The sequence below is a fragment of the Nitrososphaera viennensis EN76 genome (genome assembly GCF_000698785.1).
Lineage (GTDB): Archaea > Thermoproteota > Nitrososphaeria > Nitrososphaerales > Nitrososphaeraceae > Nitrososphaera > Nitrososphaera viennensis.
The window spans coordinates 100,541-118,392 of sequence record NZ_CP007536.1 but is presented as its reverse complement, the minus strand read 5'-3'; the positions used below and the strand labels follow the sequence as shown (position 1 = coordinate 118,392).

Below are 17,852 nucleotides of genomic sequence, written 5' to 3'. Positions count from 1 at the left end.
TGCTAGCTAGGCCCCTGCTCCCTATACTTCGTATTTTTTACCTTGATTTGGTAATATGTACATGAGTCATTTAGTGGACAAACATGACACAACGGATTCTTATACCTGCATACAAGCGCTCCAAAGTCGAGCAGAGATAAATTAAACCGTCTGGAGTCAACTGGTAGTTTTCCTTTCAAAAGCTCAAAGGCCTGTTGTTGTGTCATCGACCGACCATATACTCTTCCCAATATCCGTAGTACATTAGTGTCGACCATAGGTAATGGCTTATTGTAGCCTAGTGATATGATAGCGGCTGCTGTGTATAGGCCAATATGCTTGATCGATAATAATTCCTCTAGTGTGTCTGGGATCCCCTTGTATTTGGATAGCATTTCAGAGACGACTTCCCTGATCAATATTGCCCTTAGTCTATGGTATCCTAGTGTTTTAAGACGGTCTTCAAGTTCCCCGATAGATGCCTTCGAAAGATGCTGGAGGTCGGGATAGGTCTCTATAAATTCATCGTAAACGCGCTGTACTGCTTGAGCCGTCGTGCGCCTTAGAAGAAGCTCCGCGATAAGTACCCTGTACGGAGAGAAACCATTGCGCCAAGGAAAATCCCGGATATTTCTTCTGCTCCAATGCAGAACTGTGTTAACTATTTCTTTTTCTTTGTCTATTTCCTTCCTCAATTCCCAACAATTCAGTTGATTTATTCCTGACCGCTAGTGCTACCGCATAGGCAAGCGGGACCGGCACAGCTTCGCCTATCATCCTATAGCGTTGCTTTACTGTGCCATAGAATTTCCATTCATCCGGGAAACCCTGTAATCGGGAATATTCTTGGACACTCAGTGGCCTATTGGATTTGGGGTGTGCCAGGCACGTGCTCTTGAATATCGGCAATGTCACCAGTGTCGGGCTAGGCTTGTCCCAACTGAGTCGTCTAAAGTATCCCGTTCTACCTCCTTGTGAAAAATATGATTCTTTCATTGCTCTCCTTTGGATCCTCGCGGGCAGATCACGCCAGTCGCCGCCAGGTTTGATATACTTCATATACCTGCCCCATGACGGGAATTTCACATACTCTTGCTCATTTTCTTTCAAACCTTTTAGTGCCTCTCGTAATGTGACCCATCGCTGTTTTCTGCCACTTACAACATCTTCTGAATCAGGTGCAGCGTGTGTAGGCTCTGGGAAATCGACGTCGACGCCATCGCGGGATCCTATAATTATGAGCCGTAATCTTTTCTGAGGGGCACCATAGTCTGCAGCGTTGAGTATCTTTGAGTGTATCTTATAGCCGGTTCCTTTGAGCTTTTCCATCATATACTGATACGCAGTACCTAGTCGGTATTCTTCATGTAACTCATGTTCTTTCTTCTTGACGCGCTCGTAGAATGAAATATGCTTAAGTGCGGCACTGGTCAGGCCCTTAACATTTTCGAAGATAAAGAACTGTGGCTTGGCCTCGTTAACTATCCTGATATATTCAAAGAGTACCTCTCCCCTCTTTTCATTAAACGACTGCCTGCCGCCAGCGGTAGAAAAAGGTTGACATGCTGGACCGCCAATCACGGCGGTGGCTTCGCCCACTCTAAGGCGGGCTCTTTTCAGGATATCAGTTGTACTGTGTTTTGCTATATCTCCCGGCAGTACCTGCAGGGCAGGCCTGTTCAAGGATATGGTTTTGCAGACCTCTTCCCTTAATTCGCAAGCGACCCTAATATCGAATCCCGCCTTTTCAAATCCAAGATCGAGGCCCATGGCCCCAGAAAACAGTGAGATTGCAGTCAGGGGCAACTAGTTGCAACACCCCGCAGGTTCAATATATCGTTTATGTAGAAGGTCGAACCCCGGCGCGCCGAATAAGCGCGCTCGACGGCGGTGGGATGTAGATATACCCGAGCTGTACCACAATCAATATAGCTTCCTTCCGCATGAAAACCCTGCACTTTCATATATGACATATATCATGCATATGTAGTATATGTACATTGTGCATATTATGTATATGTCATATATGTTTAAGAGACAGAACATCTATTCTATTTTCATAGATCGCCGATGGTAACGTCCATGCGAATAAGTGAGGAAACGAAGAAAGCTGTTGTAAAAATCGGGGCAGAACTCGCGGCAAAAGACGGCAAACGAAGATCCATGGATGACGTTATCAAGCACCTGATACAATATTATCGTAAGTCATAGACCTCACAGGTCTGTTGATATCATGGCTAGAACAAGTGCAATATCTTACAAGCTAAAAATGTCTGTCAATGTTGGCTATTGAGGCATTGAGACGTATGCTATCAAACCTGACGTGTATAGACTTTGCTACTTGCACCTTGATATGCTCGGGTATTCCGCCATAGCATTTGTTCAGTACTTCCGTGTTTTCCCATCCGCCTAAGCTTGCCACGTAAGCAAGAGACCAGTTTGTAGCCGCCAGGTAATATTGAGCCATCGTATGCCTGAACAGGTGTAATGGATGACCGTTAAAGTACAACCCATCGCCTAGCGCATAGATCCTAGTCTTTTCGTTGAGCCAGCTTGTTTTGTTAAGATCCAAGAATATCTTCTTGAACTTGACTGCCATCGTGTGCATGAAATAGCTAACCTGCAGACAGTTAGCCTTGTCACTTCCCGAATCATCAAAGAACACAAAATCCCTTTTTGGTAACCTGTCATAAGCGGTCTCGACTACCGCTCTGCACTCCTCAGTCGGGTACTTGACCCACCACTTGCCTTCCTTTGTAAGGTACCATGCACCTTTTTTGATCTTGGGTTCAAACTGCTCTACCCTGAAGGCAGGAGACATCACTATTCTATCCCAGCTCATGGACGCCATAGCAAATGCTCTAGCTCCACTGTGTAGATCGATGTTCATAAACGACCAGGATTCCCAGTCGCCCTCATTCTCAAGACGCTTGTTTATGATGGCAATCTGCTCAGGCGTGAGCATGATTTCCTTGTACTCCCCAAGCCTCTCCGGCGTTGTTGAGAGTCCGTATCTCTTGCCTTCGCCGTGAGCAAAGTTAACGCTGTGGGAAGACAGAAAGCTTCGATAAGCGTTGATGGTGTTTGTCTTTTGCATCTGCGGGTACGCGGTATTGAACCATGCAAGAAAATTCTGCCAGTACTCTATGGCTATCTCTTTCCTCTTTGCAGTGTCGATGGGTACTCCGTAGCTGACTAAGGTCTCCGGCATCACCAGCAGCTGATCCGCGATCCCATGAATGATGTTTAACATATACTGGATACGCCTTGCGGGTATGCCAGCTGACTTTAAGTACGTTATCCACTTCTGTATGGACGGAAGCTGCGAGAATTTCTCGTTCTGCAGCTTGGCGTATTCGTGGGCTAGCTGTTGCTGCAGCGACATTACGATGCTGCCGTTTGCATCGCGCTTTATTCCCCACCTTGTATCTCCTTCCATCTCTGAGAGATACCTTGAAACTGTGCTGTAGTCCTTGCCTATGTCAAGCCCGATCTCGCGCGTGGTGTAGTTGCCCTTCTGGACGCTGATCATTATTGCCTCTCTGATCTTGTCCTTGTCGCTGACTTTGATGCCTTTGACGCGAAGGCGGCTCTTCTTTCTTTCAATCCTCGGATGGTCGAACTTCTGAATGTTGCCGGCCTTTTCAGATACTGCATCAGACTGTACCATCATTCAACCGCGGCCTCCTTTTTCGTCACGACAGCCCTAACCCCTCTTGCCAGAGTCAGTGCATCTTCAATTGCCTGCGGCTGGCTGTGAAAGCCATAGTCCTTCATGTACTCCTTTATCTTGTTCTTCAGGCTGATCGACACGGTTACCGACTTCTGGTTATATCTTGGCACAGTGCATCTCCAATACTGTTAATGGTGCCCAGCTATATAAATACACGGTGTCCTAACACGTATGTGCACGGTTACTATTAGTTACCAAAACGAGCAAAAATAGAACAATATTCACTAGAAAGGTAACCGTTCAATTTAAATATTGTGCACTGTTCATAGTTAAGTGGATGCCACGAACAGGACAGAAGTCATTAACAGTAAGCGAGAAAGTCTTTGAAGAGATAATGCAGGAGAGGCAGAAGCTTTCCACGTCGTCAAAGATGGACGTCGGGCTAAATGTGTTCCTGGAATACCTGATACAGCTTCACAAAGAGTGGGCAAAGAAGATGCCCCGCCTTTCAAAGTTCGGGCTGTACGACAACAAGATCGCAATCTTTGATAGCAAGAAGCAGAGGATAATCGAAGTGGAGATCAAAAATGGCGTGCTGCAGTGCCTGAGCTGCGAGAGCGACGAGTGCATACACGTGGGCTTTGCCCTCAGCATAGATGAAGTCAAGAAGCTGATGCTTGCCGGCGAGATAAAGAAGCCCAAGATTGCAGCTTGACAGGCTTTACGGCGGAGCCGCGCCTGCGATCAGCACGTTCCAGTAGAACATACCAAAGGCAACAAGAATGCCTATGCCGGCAATGATGGCCTTGAAAGATGCTCGCACGATTATTAAAAAAGGAAAAGGAAGGTAAAAAGCCTTCCCTATGGAACGTTTGTGCAGTTGTACCCATAGTTGTAGCAGTCAAACACGCGGAGGGCCTGCGCTATAGTGATAGTCGATTCCGCATTTGACGGCTTGATGTCTATGGTCTCGTCGGACTGGTTGAAGGCATCTGCTATGTTTTGCAGGACTGACTTCTTTGCCACGTAGTTAAAGCCGTTCCATGCGGTATAGAATCCGCCCTCATGCACCGGCCTTATCAGCGTGGTCTGCGAGCCGTTTTCGTTCTCGCGAATGACGTTGCCGTTAGCCTTGACCTGCGGGTTCAGCAGTGCACTTGCGGCCTTGTCTGCATATGTCCTGCTTGTCGCGTCGTTCACGGACCCGTAGCCCAACTTGGTTTCAAGAACCAAGAACGCGGCTGTCCTGACTGCGCTTGCATGGCTGCTGCTTGCCGGCGACTGGATGCCGATGTCTGCGATCCACTTGCTCTCCGCGAATCTAGCCACTTGACGCGGGGACCATGTGTTGTAGCCATCGTATACCGGAACGTCCGCGCCTACGCCCTTGTTAAGCAGGTGGATAGCCCACAGCGTAGGAACGAGCCAGTCGCTTGACCTGCTGTAGATGATGTACGCGTCGACGCCATTGCAGACCTTGCTATGGTACTGGTACGACCTGTTCCTCATAGCAGGCTCGGTATAGCAGTCCCGGTATACTCCGCTGGACCCTGATTCATACAGGAAGTTGTTTGACTGCGAGGTTCCACTGCCAAACATTGGAGAGTAGATGTCTTTGCCCAGAGTATAGCCTTCAGCCGTCAGCCTGCTCGCTAACTCTGTGCCCTTGCTTGTCTGTCCTATTGCATTGTAGTATTCGCGACCTAGTTGTGTGCCGTGCCTCTCGATGTAACGGAACGACCTGAAGAAGACATCGTTGCCGTGATTCACGCTTGAGGTGTATGTCCATGTGGTTCCAACGTTGGACGGGGTTGCGCGGCCTATGTAGGTGCTACCGAGATAGATGTCTGCCCAAGAGATGTTCGCGGTGGTCTCCCAGAGATAGTTTTTGATGTCTACCTTGACGTTATTGTTTGCTCCATAGACATAATCGACGGTTATCTCAAGCATCGGGGCTTTGTCTACAGCAGCACCACCTATGTCAAGAGCGCGGAACCGTAGTCTGTATTTGATAGTGTCGCTCGAGACTTCGGTTAGGTCAGAGATGTAGTTTGTTTTCCAGCCAACCTTGATGTCCACGTCCTCGCCCGCCCTTATCACGCGACCGTCAGACTGAACGACGCGGATAGGTATGGACGGGTACTCTGCCATTACCGCATGGGTGCTAGATCCCACTTCATCAGGTGACGCGTCCTTGTACAGGGAGTTGATGTAGCCGTTTGCCAGGTTCAGCGCCGTCTGGATGTCGCTGTGTGTTGGCTTGGCAGCCTCCGCCTGTTGTACAGGTACAAAAAGTGAGGCTGACAGAACCAGCGCAATAGCCGCGAAGGCTAGTGCGACTTTTGGTTTTGCGTTGTATGCGTTTTCACGCATACAGACCTAGTTGGTAACAGTTCAATATTACATTTGATAACCGTTCATTTTTAACGCCAAAACCGTTTTACCAAGATCACGGCCAGTCCTGCTGCAACGAACACTCCCACCAACAATTCAATGGGTGGTGCACTTGTTGTTGTAGGGTCAGTCTGCTTTGAAGTCGGAGGAAAAGACATTCCTTTGTCTGCCAGTATTGCAAGCGAAGTAGTTTCAACATTGGTCTGGCTGTCAGGCAGTATATTTGCGCGATAGTGTGTATACACCCCGCCGGTTGTGGAGTCTTGCATGTACGAAATGATTGTCATGGCCTCCTTTGCTTCTCCAAAGCCAGTCATGTTGCTGGCTATCTGCCAGAGAGCCATCTTGTAGGTGCTGTACCTCTGGCCATCAGGCTCAAACGCCTTGTCCCTTATCCCGATGCCGTCAAACATTGCAGCACCCATCTCGTAACAGGACTTTGCTTTATCCGTCATACCTGCCCTGTAGTAGTAAATCGATTTGTAAAAGGCAATGTCTCCATAGTCGCTACATTCAAGCTCGACAGAGCCATCAGAATCTGAGATCCATACATTTCCTGTCACGCTCTTGTCCGTGACAGAATTAAAGTAGGCTACCTGGTCCAGCAGTGAACCTACAGGATGTCTGAAATCCAAGTCATAAAGCTCGTTGTAGTGCCTGATTGTGGCAGTCATGTTTGCTGACTTTGCATAATCATATTCCTTCAAGACGTGACTTGCAAGCAGGTTATCAGTCCACAGCCAGTACCTGTCAATATTCTCATTTTCTCTCACCAAGCCGTAGGTGGAATTGTAGTTGCTGGCAATGTAATCGTAAGCACGGGTAGAATTGAAAACAGGGTTTGCGCCGGTGGCAGAGTCAGTTAGACCTGCTACAGCTGCAATCACAATTGCGACCAATGCGATTAACAAAAAAGAGGAGTGGTGGTGCGCTGCCATCATATCTTGTTCTTTAGTTTGCTGAAGAGGGTGAAAACTATTCCTATTGTCACTATTGCGGTTAGCAGCGGCACCATCACGTTCACGCTGACGCTGACCATCTTTGTCGGGCTTAATCCTCCTACGTAGACAGTGATAAAGCCGTCAGACGCAACGCTAGCTTCATTTCCAAAGGCACTTACTGCCAGTATCTTGAAGTTGCTTGGCAGCACAAAGCTGTCGATGATGACTGTGCCGTCTGCAAGCTTTATGCTGAGAGACGAGCCTTGGTTCTCGATTATAATCTCCTTTGGAAATGACTGCTGCTCTTCACCTGCCATCCCGCCTATCTTTGTAGTTGAGCCGGTGGTCTTGTCGGTCCACAGTATGTCGATTGCCTTGTTGTTGTACGTCTTTATCTCCAGCGCATTCATGGAACCCGTAGTCGCGTCTTGGAACTTTACTCCCGCCGCTTTAGTCCCTGTCGAGTTGTAGGTCAGCTGGTTCACGATATCTATCTCAAAGGGCGGCGAGATAGGCTTGTCTGCCGTGTAGACCGTTGCCGACGTAGTGTTGAACACGGAGAAGGGGATGCTGCGCTGGAACTGTATTGGGCTTGGCAATGCATATGCAACTTGCGATGTGGCTGTCAGGAGGACAAGCACCACAAATGCTGCTGTCATTATGCTGTCTCGGTTCATAGTCTGTCACCGGAACTTCCCCATCAGCTTGTCAAGCAAGGCTATCATGATGAACACCGGGATGATTGCAACTATCACCGACACCAGCGGCGTCATGTCCATCGTTCCCGTAGTCTGGGCATACGCCGGCGTCGGCATCAGGTAGGCTGCAATCGCTCCAAGTGCTGCCAAAAATCCCATCATGGCTGCCCGCTTGGTTTGCTTGTTTGGTTTTGTAGCCATGAATAATAATGCAAGAACAGTTCAGAATAAGACTTTAGCACGGTGCATGTTGAAGCGATACACAGTGTTATATACATCGACTTTGAAAACTTAAGTCCATAGAAAAATGTTCTTTAACAACCGCACAAATTTCTGCGTCATGAAAGAGGATTGGTCCATTAGCGAACTCATAGCAGGTCTTCATGTAGATGACGATATATCCGATATCAAGGATATGGACGCTTCACTCATCCCACAAAAATCAATAGAGGGCCTTATCGCGTTAGGTAAACAAGCAGTTCCCAAACTGACACAAGAACTCCAGGATTACCAAAAGAATGAATCCTACGAATTGTACGCTCAGTTTATTGTTGATATTCTTGGAGAAATCAAAGATCCTAGTGCTGTGCCCGAACTAATCAAGCTGTTCAAGGTTGAATTTGATGATAGTATCGGAGAACATACGGTATCCTCGCTCCAAAAAATTGGAACGGCGGCGGTTCCTATGCTCGTAGAGGCATTGCATCAAAACCAAGACAATGTAATCCTTGTAATGTACATACTGGATACATTACGGGGTATTCCATCTCCGGATGCCATCACAGCAGCTCTGGATACTCTTGCCAAGAGTACCGATGATGACCTAAAAGAATATGCAATAGATATCATAGAAAGGCAAGGTAGCGTAATGCATATTCCGGCACTTGAGAACCTTCTTGACGACCAGAAAAAGTCGTTATTCGACTATGCGAAAAACGCGATTAGAAGAATTTGCAAAGACAATCCAAGAGTTCTGAGAGAGGTTCTGTTAAAACACAAAGCAATAGGGCCAGAAAGAATGAAGAATCTAGGACGGGGTCTTGAGAGCATAACACGCAATATGAGCTATAGATACTCCGAATATGACTACGGAAAATACACTGGCGATACAGCAGAGGAATTGAATGAAGCAGTAAGGCAGTTCAGGATTAGAAGAGATGTCATTAAGGGATTAAAGACAATTACAGAAATAGGTCTGGATGAAGCTGTTCTATCCTTTAACAATTTCAATAGAGTGACAGATATTATTGATGAGCTCAAGAGCCTGCAGGACGAACTAATAAGAAAGTACGGTGATGCACTAATCCTGCATGACTGGGAAGAGGAATACTATAATGAGCCGGTGAAGAAGGTTGAAACAAAATCTTTCAAGAAGAAATTATCAGAGATTGGGCAAATAATTCCTGGAGTAAACGAGTGGCTGAGGTCGAAAGGATTCAAGGTCAATGAACTGTCAAGTACAATTGTAGCCAGAGACGAGAAAAGGAGGACGTGTTTTATAGGTTATGATACCACGGAAGGAAAAAGGGTATACAGTGATGTGAAGCTAAGGTTACATGGCAGAGGATGGGAGGATGAAGAAGTATTGTCTTTTGCAGATGATTTTTGGAGAAAGATAGAAACTTTGGTCAGGAATAAACCCTCCTGAATCAATTCATTTCTATGTTCGGAGCGAATGCTGTCGGTCCACTCGTTCCGGCTTTAGTAGTTTCAGTGTCATCCAAGCACATATTTATATAAATGTACGTGATTATATGACACTGAAAGGCAATGAACCCTTCGGCAATAGCACTGCTCAAGGCAGTAAGGGATGGAGCATCTAATCCAAAAGAGCTAATGAACATTATTGGGATCAGGGAATGGCAGTTTAACAACTTGGTAAGGGATCTTGCTAATCAGGATTACATAGAAAAGACTGACTCGTCCATAACCTTCAAGGCGAATTCAAAAACAATCCTCTTCAGGGATGTTGCGTCCAAGTTCGATGTCGAAAAGCTGCTCCACGATTCAAATGAGCTGGTGTTCCAGAATCTGACCGAGCCAAAAACGATCAATAATATTCAGAGGTTGACTGGCCTGTCGCTTAGGACTGTTCAAAGAGCAATATCCGAGCTGGAATCCATTGGTGTGGTCCGAAGGGATGAAAAGGGCAAAGTAAATCTGAACAGGTATTTTGAGCCGCTTTACCTATATGCGGAATATCTGAAGACAGAAAGCGAAAAAAAACACGTCGAGCCGTACGCGGAAATAATCTATCAAGATCTTGCTAGGACCTTAAAGAAGGTTCCAAAAGGCAAGCGGGTAGATGGAGAGCTCACCGGTTTTTCGCTTTTTCCCGATTACGGCGTAGAATATCACACAACGCATGACTACTATATCGAGCAGGACACGCCACTTCAGCTTGCAGAAGCTCTTATACACGCCGTGCTTGCGGCGAGCAAAGAGCAGGACAAGCACGGCATCGTAATGGCCATGATATTCTATCTGAAGAACAAGCAGAAACTCGACCCGCTGGCCCTCCGCAAGGTAGCCAGAGATTACATGATATCAGACGTGTGGGTGGACATAGAAGGCTACCTACGGAACACACCTGTGAAAAACCAGAATCTGTTTCTGCCCTGGCAAGAATTTGAAGAGAAGGCAAGGCTCTATGACATTCCGACAGAGAGCTACACGCTTCCTGTAGCCTACCCGGACCTGTTTAAAGACATAGGTCAAAACATCCCTTCAGAGACCGAAGCGTACCTGCTGGGTGGCGAAAACATGCGGCTCAAGGGCTTGAAGCCGCGAACCAAGGATTGCGACTTGGTAGTCCAGGATGAGAGGTCTTTCAATCACATCGTAGAGACACTGAAGAAGCTGGGCTATACATCTGTTAACAAATCAAGGCTGTCAGCAGACGATCAGAGAATAGCTGCATCAGATATCTTGGAGCATCCTGCAAGAAGCAGGGTGGATATCTTTACAAGAATCGTTGCACGCAAGCTTGCGCTTTCAGGCAGGATGAAAAAGCGAGCCAAGATCGAAGTACACGGCAAGGTGAAACTTGGAATCATGGCAAACGAAGATGTATTCCTCATGAAAGGGCTAACGCTCCGGGAAGGAGACGTACAGGATATGGCCCGGCTTGCACAGAGCTCAGGGTTTGACTGGCAGGTTGTATGGGATGAAATGGAGAGACAGGAGAAAGATAGATTTGAAAGGTTCTCTGTAGTCCTGCTGGAAAGTCTAGACTACCTCTATGAGCAGACCGGGATACGCGCTCCATTTTACAGAAAGCTGCTCAGACACGTCCTTGATTATGAAATAGGAAGGCAGATACGTGATGGTGGCAAGACTCTGACCGATGTGATATCTGCACTGCATGGCGGAGACATTACGGAAAAAATGATCCGCAACAGAGTAGATTATCTGGAAAAGAAAGGATTCCTGAAGAAGAAAAAGCAAGGAAATGAAGTGTATCTGGATCCAAAAGAACGCATAGTTCTCAATATACCAAGTAACGCTCAGCTGAGCACCTACGAGAAGGCCATCCAATCTGTAGACAGTATTTCGATAAAACTGGGTCTTTCAGAACACGCAAAACAGAAAGCTAGAGAGATTGTTGACAGGCTAAATAATGCAAATTTGCTTGGAGGTCGCAGCCCAAAAGCCACGGCAGCCGCCGCCGTTCATGTGGCAGTGATAATGTCTGGAGAAGCACATCGCAGCAGTGCCAAGGAGATTGCACGAGCAGCTGAAATCAATCCTGTCAGTCTTTACGCAAATTACAAGAGAATTAAGATTCATCTCAGGCTGTAATAACAAAAAACAGCCTACAACGTTAACTGCTAATTTCAGACCTCTTATCCAAGGATTCTTGCATTAGGCGGATAGCCTCGTTCACGTAGCTGTCTCGAACTGGTTTGTACCATAGGTAGTCATCCTCTTCCATGTACCTTGGGTATTCGTCTTCAAACACCGTCTTGACCAGCCGCATAAGGTTTGGCTGCAATGATGTTCTGTATCCTTTAGCCAACGATGTGTAAGGATTATCCCTTGCTGCTACGACCTTGACCGTCAAGGCATCCATATTCCTGACAGAGCTTGTCAGCATCTTCATGCTTGTAGTCGTTCCAATAATGCAGGATACAACGGTCCTTGCCACATTAAAGAACTTGACAGCCGACTTGACAAAAGGGTCGTTATAGTCCAGCGTATACATCCAAAAGCCCATGTCATCCCATACTAGTGCAGGTATTCTCAATCGGTTGCTTTTCAGCCATGACACAGTGTCTACAAACTGCCTTGGCGGGAAGATGAACCGCTGCCTGTAATTGTCAGGGTCTACCTGCTTGACGCACTGCATGGCGTAGCTAGTCTTGCCTATGCCGCCGGTGCCATATATCAGAACCAGCCTGAACTCGCCTTCTTTGTGCCATTTGCGTATTAGCTTGGTCAGCTGCCGCTCCTGACCCCTCAGCTGGTCAATCCTTGTCATAGTCGGTGAAATCGTCCCTGTTTGACATGACCCGCTTGAACCTGCTCATCTGAACATTCTGCATCATCTTCATACTTGCGTTCCTTACAAGCTTGATGACGCTGGACTCTCCCTTTCTGTCGCGGCTTCTTTTCAGTACTGCGAGGTTGACTACCACATTTGTCAAAAGGTCCGTCTTGAACGCGTCCGCCAGAATTAACGCCTGAACACCGTATCTGATCTCGCTTTCGTTCAGCTCAGTCAGGGTGAATATCTCGTTGCCCTGCGGGTTTGTCAGGGCCTTTGTTGCCAGTACTACCGATGTCCAGGGCTCTGTGTCTTTCAGCTCCTTCTTTGGCTCGCTCATACCTTCAAGGCGCTCCTTTAGGAATGAATTGCTGAAGCATCATAAGCGCAAACATCCCCATCATAAACATCATGAACATCATTGTTTTGTCAGGCTTGGCGGCTGCCAGTTTCTGGATCACGATACTGTCTGAGAATTGCTTTAGCAGGTGAGGGTTTGTGGCCTGTCCGGCAATGTCTTGCTGCTTATCAGTACTGTTACTTTCAACGGCATCCTTGAACCTGTATTCCACCTGTTTGTCTGCGTCCAGAATTACGGCCGGCCTTGAATTCCGTCCCTTTGTTAGCAGGTACGGCCTGATCCGCTCAATTACCCACGTCTTGCCGTCGGCTGCTATCGAGCCGTCCTTGAGTATCCTGCCCCGCGTTTCTTTTATCAGGTCGCCGCTTCTGATGAACACTTTGAGGGTGCCAAGGCTCTCAGGCATATCGCCGTCCTTGCGCTGCCGCTTGTCCAGAATCTTTTTTAGGACAGGCAGCACCTTTGGGACAATCACTTTTGAAAGCAAAGCTACGACACCCATGATTATTCCAAACACAACGACTTCGCTGTTCAGGATCTGGAAGATGATTTCAGGTTCTGCCATCTTTTCTCGCCTCACGGTATGAAGAGCTTGATAAAGCTCATGAAGGCGTGGACTATGCCGGTTATCACCTGCCAGGCAAACATCACATGGTTCATTATCGGCTCAGGGCTGCCTTCCCTTACTGTCCGAATTATCAGGAACAGCCAGTAGCCAAAGTACATGACACCGAACATCGGCGACAGCTTTATTGCAATGTCCAGAAGGGTTGTTGCGACAACGTAAATGCCATCTATGCCCTCCCCTATCCAGCATTGTCCTAATGCACAAAAGATGTCAGTCGCTACACTCATAGATATTGTATGATGAACAGTTACAGATATGGCTTAAGCACCGTGTAGATGACTCTAGCTAGGCGGTGTAGCGTCGATGAAGTATAACTGGTATTTTGGTGCATAAGGAGAGGCCGTTAGACTGGGGGTAATTTCATATGCACTGGCTTTCATCTTGTTGATTAGCGAAAAAAGTAAATACATTCACCATGAAAAATAATACCATGATGGATGATGAGAGCGCAATTCGCGAATTAGTCGATACTTGGATGGTCGCCACCAAGGCTGGAGATGTACAGACGATACTGAACTTGATGACGGACGATGTTGTGTTTATGGTTCCTGGTCTGGAACCATTCGGAAAAGAAGTATTCAAGTCTGCCACGGAGGAAATGAAAAATGTTAGATATGAGGGAACTTCCGACATTAAAGAAATTAAAGTACTTGGCAACTGGGCTTACATGCGAAGTCATCTCAAGGTAAGGACGGTTCCGCCTGAGGGTGGTTCGCCCGTGAGCCGATCTGGCTATACCCTCACAATATTTCGCAAGGGGCCTGATGGGCAATGGCGACTCGCACGCGATGCCAACTTGCTGACAGTCGATAAATAATCATAATGGGCCCCAAGAATTTGGACCTGCTGCTGTGGAGCTAAATAACAGTTTTTTGCACATGTTATTGCCTTAGTCTTACTGCTGTCCGCCATACAAAACAATCAATGAATTATTCTGCGTACTTGTTTACGCGGATTAGTCAAAACATGCAAATAATATTCTCATGGACCTCGCTATGCGCGGTTCAACTTTTTTCTGATTCGTTCTTCAGCTGCTTTAACGCATAGTTTATCGCGTGCGAATAGCTTCCAAATCGCAATGCCTTGATTTCCTTTGTAACCCACTGATACAGCTCGTCCTCCAGTGTTATCTGCAATCTTTTCATCTCCCTTGTCGCTCTGTGTATATTTGTGTATGATTGTATCATAAAGGCGTTGTTATACAGTATCTTTATATTATACAGTTAGTGTGTATGATTGTGTATTACCTATGCCACGAATCAACCTGACTGTCGATGATGACAATTATCAATTTTTGAAGCAAATGAAGGAATCGGGCAAAGCTGCCTCTTTGAGTCATGCGGTAAGGCTGGCCATCCAGGAATATCGTAGGCTGCATGGAAAACTTGGGACAAAAAAAGTGGTTCGATGAATGGCAGGCGTTAGAAAACCGCCCTTGCAACCATGTCGCCTTTGTTCTGCTTTGCAGAAGGAAATCGAGCTATGTAACACAAAAGGCGAAAGAGAAAGGCAAGAGCTGCTGAATTTTCTGCTGAAAGGGCATCAGGATGCCTGTCATGGCCTGAGTGATCGCCCTGTCAAGTGATACAAGGGTGCAAGGTCATTGTTTTCAGGTTCAGGCTTTCGCAGGCTGCAGCTCTGGTCTGATGCACATGGCAAAGATTTTGCCATCCGGCTTTCAAACGAGCAGGACTTTAGAGCAGTTTCCAATCCTGCTGCACAATATACCAAGTTGGTCGAGGAGGCAGAGTACTTTGACGATATGGAGTATGACTGGAAATTCTTGCTGGAACATTGGGCCGGCGTGAAAAATGGAAGCATCAGGATTTTAGATATAGAAGATAGACGAGAATCACCTGTCACAGTCAACTGGATGGACCTGCCAGGTGACGCCTCCATTAACAACGGTAAAAGAAAACGGGTAAAAAGAACAAAGCCTAAGCCGCTTTTGAAGTGTCACTTCTGCATGCTATCTTACAATTCTGAAAAGGAAAGAAGCGAGCACGAAGCCCTCTGGCATGCAGAAAAGAAATAGCTTTCCAAACATTCGGATGATTGCTTGACACTGACGTGGTAGGGGGATAGATATACCATATAACAAATAATAAAGTCGGAAAATATTATAGTCTTACTTGATTTATTTGGGTCGAAATGTTTAGCAGAAGTGATGTTTTGACGGTTCAGTGTCTATGCAACGAGTTATGCAACGCTTTTGTTGCATAGCACGCATGAAAAAGCGTAGTTTAACATATAATTAATTCACTGGCAGAGTGAACGAGAATGTCGCTCCCGTGCCGGCGGCGTTGTTCTCGCCGTATATCGTGCCCCCGTGCGACTCTACTATTGCCTTGCACAGGTAGAGCCCAAGGCCCGTTCCCTTGGCCCTGTCTGATTTTGACACGAACTTGCCGAACAGCTTGGGCATGACCGAGGGATCGATCCCCTTGCCGCTGTCGGTGATGCTCACCTTTACACGCCCTGCCGCAGTGTCCGGCTCCAGCACGACGCGTATTACCCCGGACTCGGTAAAGTTGACGGCGTTGTCCACCAGGTTTACCAGCACCTGGCTTATCCTTCCCCGGTCTATCATGAGATCCTCCATCGCAGGGGGCACCTTTTCCTCAAAGACGATCTCGACATCCTGGCCCTTTGGTATCTTTAGCTGCGCGTCCTGGATTACTTCCTCTATCAGCCTCTTGATGTTGGTCTTTTGCTTCTGGAGCTTGAAGGTGTTGCTCTCTATCCTGCTTACGTCAAGGATGTCGTTTGTAAGTTTCGTGATGCGGTTTGCGTTGCGCAGGATTATCCTGATGTTGTCGTTGTCAGGCATGCTGTCGGCAAGGTTCTCGGCGCTGAGGACTATAGGTAGCACGGGGGTGCGCAGCTCGTGCGCGGCTATGTTGATGAACTCGTCCTTGATTACGTCCTGCTCCTTCAGCCGCTCATTGGCAGCGGTGAGCTCGGCCAGCTGGTTTGAGATCTTTTCGTCCTGCTTGCTCACGGTGGTAAAGAGGCGCTTGTTAAGCGCGAGTATGAACGTGATGAATATCGCGGAAATGGCGGCTATCAGGACCGTCGCGATGAGGCTAAAGTTTTCGCGTTCTGCAAAAACGTCCACAAAAGGTTTCTGCACCACAGACATAGCCTGGGATACCGCGACGGTCAAGACGTGCGTCCTGTTTACCATCACCGGCGCGTACGCCATCAATGTCTCGTTCCCGTCCCTGTCCTTGTATTCCAGTACGCCGGACTTGCCCTGCGCCATGAGTTGCAGGCTCTGTTGCACCATCTCCTTTGTATCGTCCGACACCAGGCTGAGGAGGGCGCCATTTTCTGCGATGCTCTTACCCATCAGCTCGTCTGACGAGTGAATCAGGATCGTCCCGTCGTTTGAAACCAGCATCAGCGACTTGTCAGTAGACGCGTACGGCGCAAGGAAAACGTTCCTAGCGGAGCTGACAGGCACGATGGCCGCAAGCACTCCATTAAAAGAGCTGTTTGCGGCAGATTGCGGGACAGGGACCGCAATGGCAAAGCTTGGCACGCTTCCCATGTCTGAGAGCAACGGGCTTATGTACGGGCGGTTGGTGGCAAGCGGCAGCTCGTAAAAGCGCCTGTCCGAGAGATCAGAGCCTATCGTGAGGGACGTGCCCGCGCTTGCGGCATAGAGGAGCTTGCCTTCGCCAGATATCCAGATGATGTTGTCCGCGTACGGGCCAAGTGCAGATTCTATCAGCAGAAGCGCCTGCCGGACGGAGTCGCTTGCAGGGTCCTTGCCTGCAATTGCAAGAGCAGACGCGGCAAGGAGGCGCTCTGCATTGCCAAGAGTGACGGATACCCTGCTTGACACCTCCTCGCTGTCCTCTGCCAAGTTACTCCTGAGCGCCTGAGACGCCGCCAGTGCGATGTTTGACTGTGTGGTCTGCTGTGCCGTGTACACGAGAAATGAGGACACCGCAGTCATGCTGGCAAGCGCGACCGTTATTATTATGACAAGGGGGCGCCCAATATTGCCCCAGCTGCTCATTTGATTCATTTGTATCGCAGTTTGTTATATAAGGATATTCGAGTAGGAGTATCAGCTGCGCCTTTTCCTCGCATAAAAGAGCCACGCAAGGAGCGCCACGCCGGCCGCGGCGATGCCCATGCCGGCAGGAAGCGCGGCTGCAGCCGCAGGATCAAGGGCGGAGACAGAATCCACAGGTACTCCGGGCCTGGTGTTGAGCGCCACGTCGTCTGGGCTTTTGGCGTCGCCTTCCCTGTTGATTCCGACATAGAGCACGTGCTCGCCGGCGCCATGCAGCTTGAACGGCCCGAGGTGCAGCTGCGCGCTGGCGCCCGGCGCAAGCGATGGCACCTCAAACCTGGCGCTTGACCCTTCTTCCACATCTCCGCCGCCCCCATTCTGCACCGGCACAAAGTTTGCCCATAGCGAGCGCTCCTCTATGGACGACGAGCCGATGTTTTTGACAGTGACATCATAGCGGACATAGTCGCCGGCGGCCGGGAACAACCCCTTCGACTGCACGTGGCGCTCTAGCGACAGTTCGGCCTGCCCTCTTGTTTCCTGGGCAGAGGCAGGAATATGCCACCATAGCAGCAGAAGAAGAAGAAAGACAGGCACGGCTGCAAGCAGTGCGAGCTTGTTCCTCTTCACGGCACCCTTCCCATGCTGCGCCTCACAGTTATGTT

At 48.2% G+C, this 17,852-nt stretch carries 20 protein-coding genes; 5 read left to right on the top strand and 15 right to left on the bottom strand.

All coding sequences use genetic code 11. The features are described 5' to 3' along the window. Window positions 1-2: 2 nt before the first annotated feature. The 4 genes from NVIE_RS00605 to NVIE_RS15055 all read right to left on the bottom strand — a co-directional run bounded on the left by NVIE_RS00605 (window position 3) and on the right by NVIE_RS15055 (window position 3,822). Window positions 3-674 (bottom strand): HhH-GPD family protein, encoded by a 672-nt coding sequence (locus tag NVIE_RS00605; RefSeq protein WP_158435011.1) that lies wholly within the window; start codon window positions 672-674, stop codon window positions 3-5. Continuing rightward, entirely contained in the window at window positions 637-1,785 is a 1,149-nt protein-coding gene (locus NVIE_RS00600; protein ID WP_084790537.1) for a DNA cytosine methyltransferase, read from the bottom strand. The genes NVIE_RS00605 and NVIE_RS00600 overlap by 38 nt, the downstream gene beginning before the upstream one ends. A 457-nt stretch (window positions 1,786-2,242) precedes the next feature. Further along, on the bottom strand, window positions 2,243-3,652 hold the full coding sequence (locus tag NVIE_RS15795) for a hypothetical protein (protein ID WP_227717418.1): 1,410 nt from the start codon (window positions 3,650-3,652) through the stop codon (window positions 2,243-2,245). Further along, complete coding sequence (locus tag NVIE_RS15055) at window positions 3,649-3,822, bottom strand: ribbon-helix-helix domain-containing protein (RefSeq protein ID WP_158435010.1); 174 nt, start codon at window positions 3,820-3,822, stop codon at window positions 3,649-3,651. The genes NVIE_RS15795 and NVIE_RS15055 overlap by 4 nt, the downstream gene beginning before the upstream one ends. 167 nt (window positions 3,823-3,989) lie before the next feature. On the opposite strand from NVIE_RS15055, the gene NVIE_RS00585 reads away from it, so the two are divergent. Beyond that, window positions 3,990-4,367: a hypothetical protein gene (locus tag NVIE_RS00585; RefSeq protein ID WP_144239372.1), complete on the top strand. Its 378-nt coding sequence runs from the start codon at window positions 3,990-3,992 to the stop codon at window positions 4,365-4,367. Window positions 4,368-4,513: 146 nt separating this feature from the next. On the opposite strand, the gene NVIE_RS00580 is transcribed toward NVIE_RS00585, so the two are convergent. Genes NVIE_RS00580 through NVIE_RS00565 form a run of 4 tightly spaced genes read right to left on the bottom strand, consistent with a single transcriptional unit; the run spans window position 4,514 to window position 7,886 of the window. Then, complete coding sequence (locus NVIE_RS00580; RefSeq protein WP_075053542.1) at window positions 4,514-6,025, bottom strand: hypothetical protein; 1,512 nt, start codon at window positions 6,023-6,025, stop codon at window positions 4,514-4,516. 50 nt (window positions 6,026-6,075) lie between these two features. Further along, window positions 6,076-6,933 (bottom strand): hypothetical protein, encoded by an 858-nt coding sequence (locus tag NVIE_RS00575; RefSeq protein ID WP_144239371.1) that lies wholly within the window; start codon window positions 6,931-6,933, stop codon window positions 6,076-6,078. A 50-nt stretch (window positions 6,934-6,983) separates the two neighbouring features. Further along, entirely contained in the window at window positions 6,984-7,664 is a 681-nt protein-coding gene (locus NVIE_RS00570; protein ID WP_075053540.1) for a hypothetical protein, read from the bottom strand. A 6-nt stretch (window positions 7,665-7,670) separates the two neighbouring features. Continuing rightward, window positions 7,671-7,886, bottom strand: a complete 216-nt coding sequence (locus tag NVIE_RS00565) for a hypothetical protein (protein WP_075053539.1) — start codon at window positions 7,884-7,886, stop codon at window positions 7,671-7,673. A gap of 139 nt (window positions 7,887-8,025) precedes the next feature. Between NVIE_RS00565 and NVIE_RS00560 the strand changes: the two genes are divergently transcribed. Together NVIE_RS00560 and NVIE_RS00550 are read left to right on the top strand one after the other, a co-directional pair. Then, complete coding sequence (locus tag NVIE_RS00560) at window positions 8,026-9,333, top strand: HEAT repeat domain-containing protein (RefSeq protein WP_075053538.1); 1,308 nt, start codon at window positions 8,026-8,028, stop codon at window positions 9,331-9,333. Window positions 9,334-9,455: 122 nt separating this feature from the next. Beyond that, window positions 9,456-11,486 carry a hypothetical protein gene (locus tag NVIE_RS00550; protein ID WP_084790536.1) on the top strand — a complete coding sequence of 677 codons (2,031 nt, stop codon included), beginning with the start codon at window positions 9,456-9,458 and terminating at the stop codon, window positions 11,484-11,486. Between the two features lie 22 nt (window positions 11,487-11,508). Here NVIE_RS00550 and NVIE_RS00545 read toward each other — a convergent pair whose 3' ends face one another. Genes NVIE_RS00545 through NVIE_RS00530 form a run of 4 tightly spaced genes read right to left on the bottom strand, consistent with a single transcriptional unit; the run spans window position 11,509 to window position 13,387 of the window. Continuing rightward, window positions 11,509-12,165 carry a hypothetical protein gene (locus tag NVIE_RS00545; protein ID WP_075053535.1) on the bottom strand — a complete coding sequence of 219 codons (657 nt, stop codon included), beginning with the start codon at window positions 12,163-12,165 and terminating at the stop codon, window positions 11,509-11,511. Next, a complete protein-coding gene (locus NVIE_RS00540) occupies window positions 12,152-12,511 on the bottom strand; it encodes a hypothetical protein (RefSeq protein ID WP_075053534.1) in 360 nt (119 codons plus the stop codon). The genes NVIE_RS00545 and NVIE_RS00540 overlap by 14 nt, the downstream gene beginning before the upstream one ends. 4 nt (window positions 12,512-12,515) lie before the next feature. Continuing rightward, the gene (locus NVIE_RS00535) at window positions 12,516-13,097 is read right to left on the bottom strand and encodes a hypothetical protein (RefSeq protein WP_144239369.1); all 582 of its coding nucleotides are present in this window, start codon (window positions 13,095-13,097) and stop codon (window positions 12,516-12,518) included. Between the two features lie 11 nt (window positions 13,098-13,108). Then, complete coding sequence (locus NVIE_RS00530; protein WP_075053532.1) at window positions 13,109-13,387, bottom strand: hypothetical protein; 279 nt, start codon at window positions 13,385-13,387, stop codon at window positions 13,109-13,111. 203 nt (window positions 13,388-13,590) lie between these two features. Here NVIE_RS00530 and NVIE_RS00525 point away from each other — a divergent pair, with 203 nt between their 5' ends. After that, complete coding sequence (locus NVIE_RS00525; protein ID WP_075055906.1) at window positions 13,591-13,977, top strand: SgcJ/EcaC family oxidoreductase; 387 nt, start codon at window positions 13,591-13,593, stop codon at window positions 13,975-13,977. Window positions 13,978-14,164: 187 nt separating this feature from the next. Here the strand turns inward: NVIE_RS00525 and NVIE_RS16010 are convergent, their stop codons facing one another. Further along, a complete protein-coding gene (locus NVIE_RS16010; RefSeq protein WP_258914148.1) occupies window positions 14,165-14,296 on the bottom strand; it encodes a hypothetical protein in 132 nt (43 codons plus the stop codon). 467 nt (window positions 14,297-14,763) lie between these two features. Between NVIE_RS16010 and NVIE_RS00515 the strand changes: the two genes are divergently transcribed. Further along, window positions 14,764-15,195, top strand: coding sequence for a hypothetical protein (locus tag NVIE_RS00515; RefSeq protein ID WP_075053530.1), 432 nt, complete (start codon window positions 14,764-14,766; stop codon window positions 15,193-15,195). A 219-nt stretch (window positions 15,196-15,414) separates the two neighbouring features. Here the strand turns inward: NVIE_RS00515 and NVIE_RS00510 are convergent, their stop codons facing one another. Both NVIE_RS00510 and NVIE_RS00505 read right to left on the bottom strand, forming a co-directional pair. Beyond that, window positions 15,415-17,187, bottom strand: coding sequence for a sensor histidine kinase (locus NVIE_RS00510; RefSeq protein ID WP_075053529.1), 1,773 nt, complete (start codon window positions 17,185-17,187; stop codon window positions 15,415-15,417). Window positions 17,188-17,238: 51 nt separating this feature from the next. Then, window positions 17,239-17,817 (bottom strand): hypothetical protein, encoded by a 579-nt coding sequence (locus NVIE_RS00505; protein ID WP_075053528.1) that lies wholly within the window; start codon window positions 17,815-17,817, stop codon window positions 17,239-17,241. Window positions 17,818-17,852 lie beyond the last annotated feature (35 nt).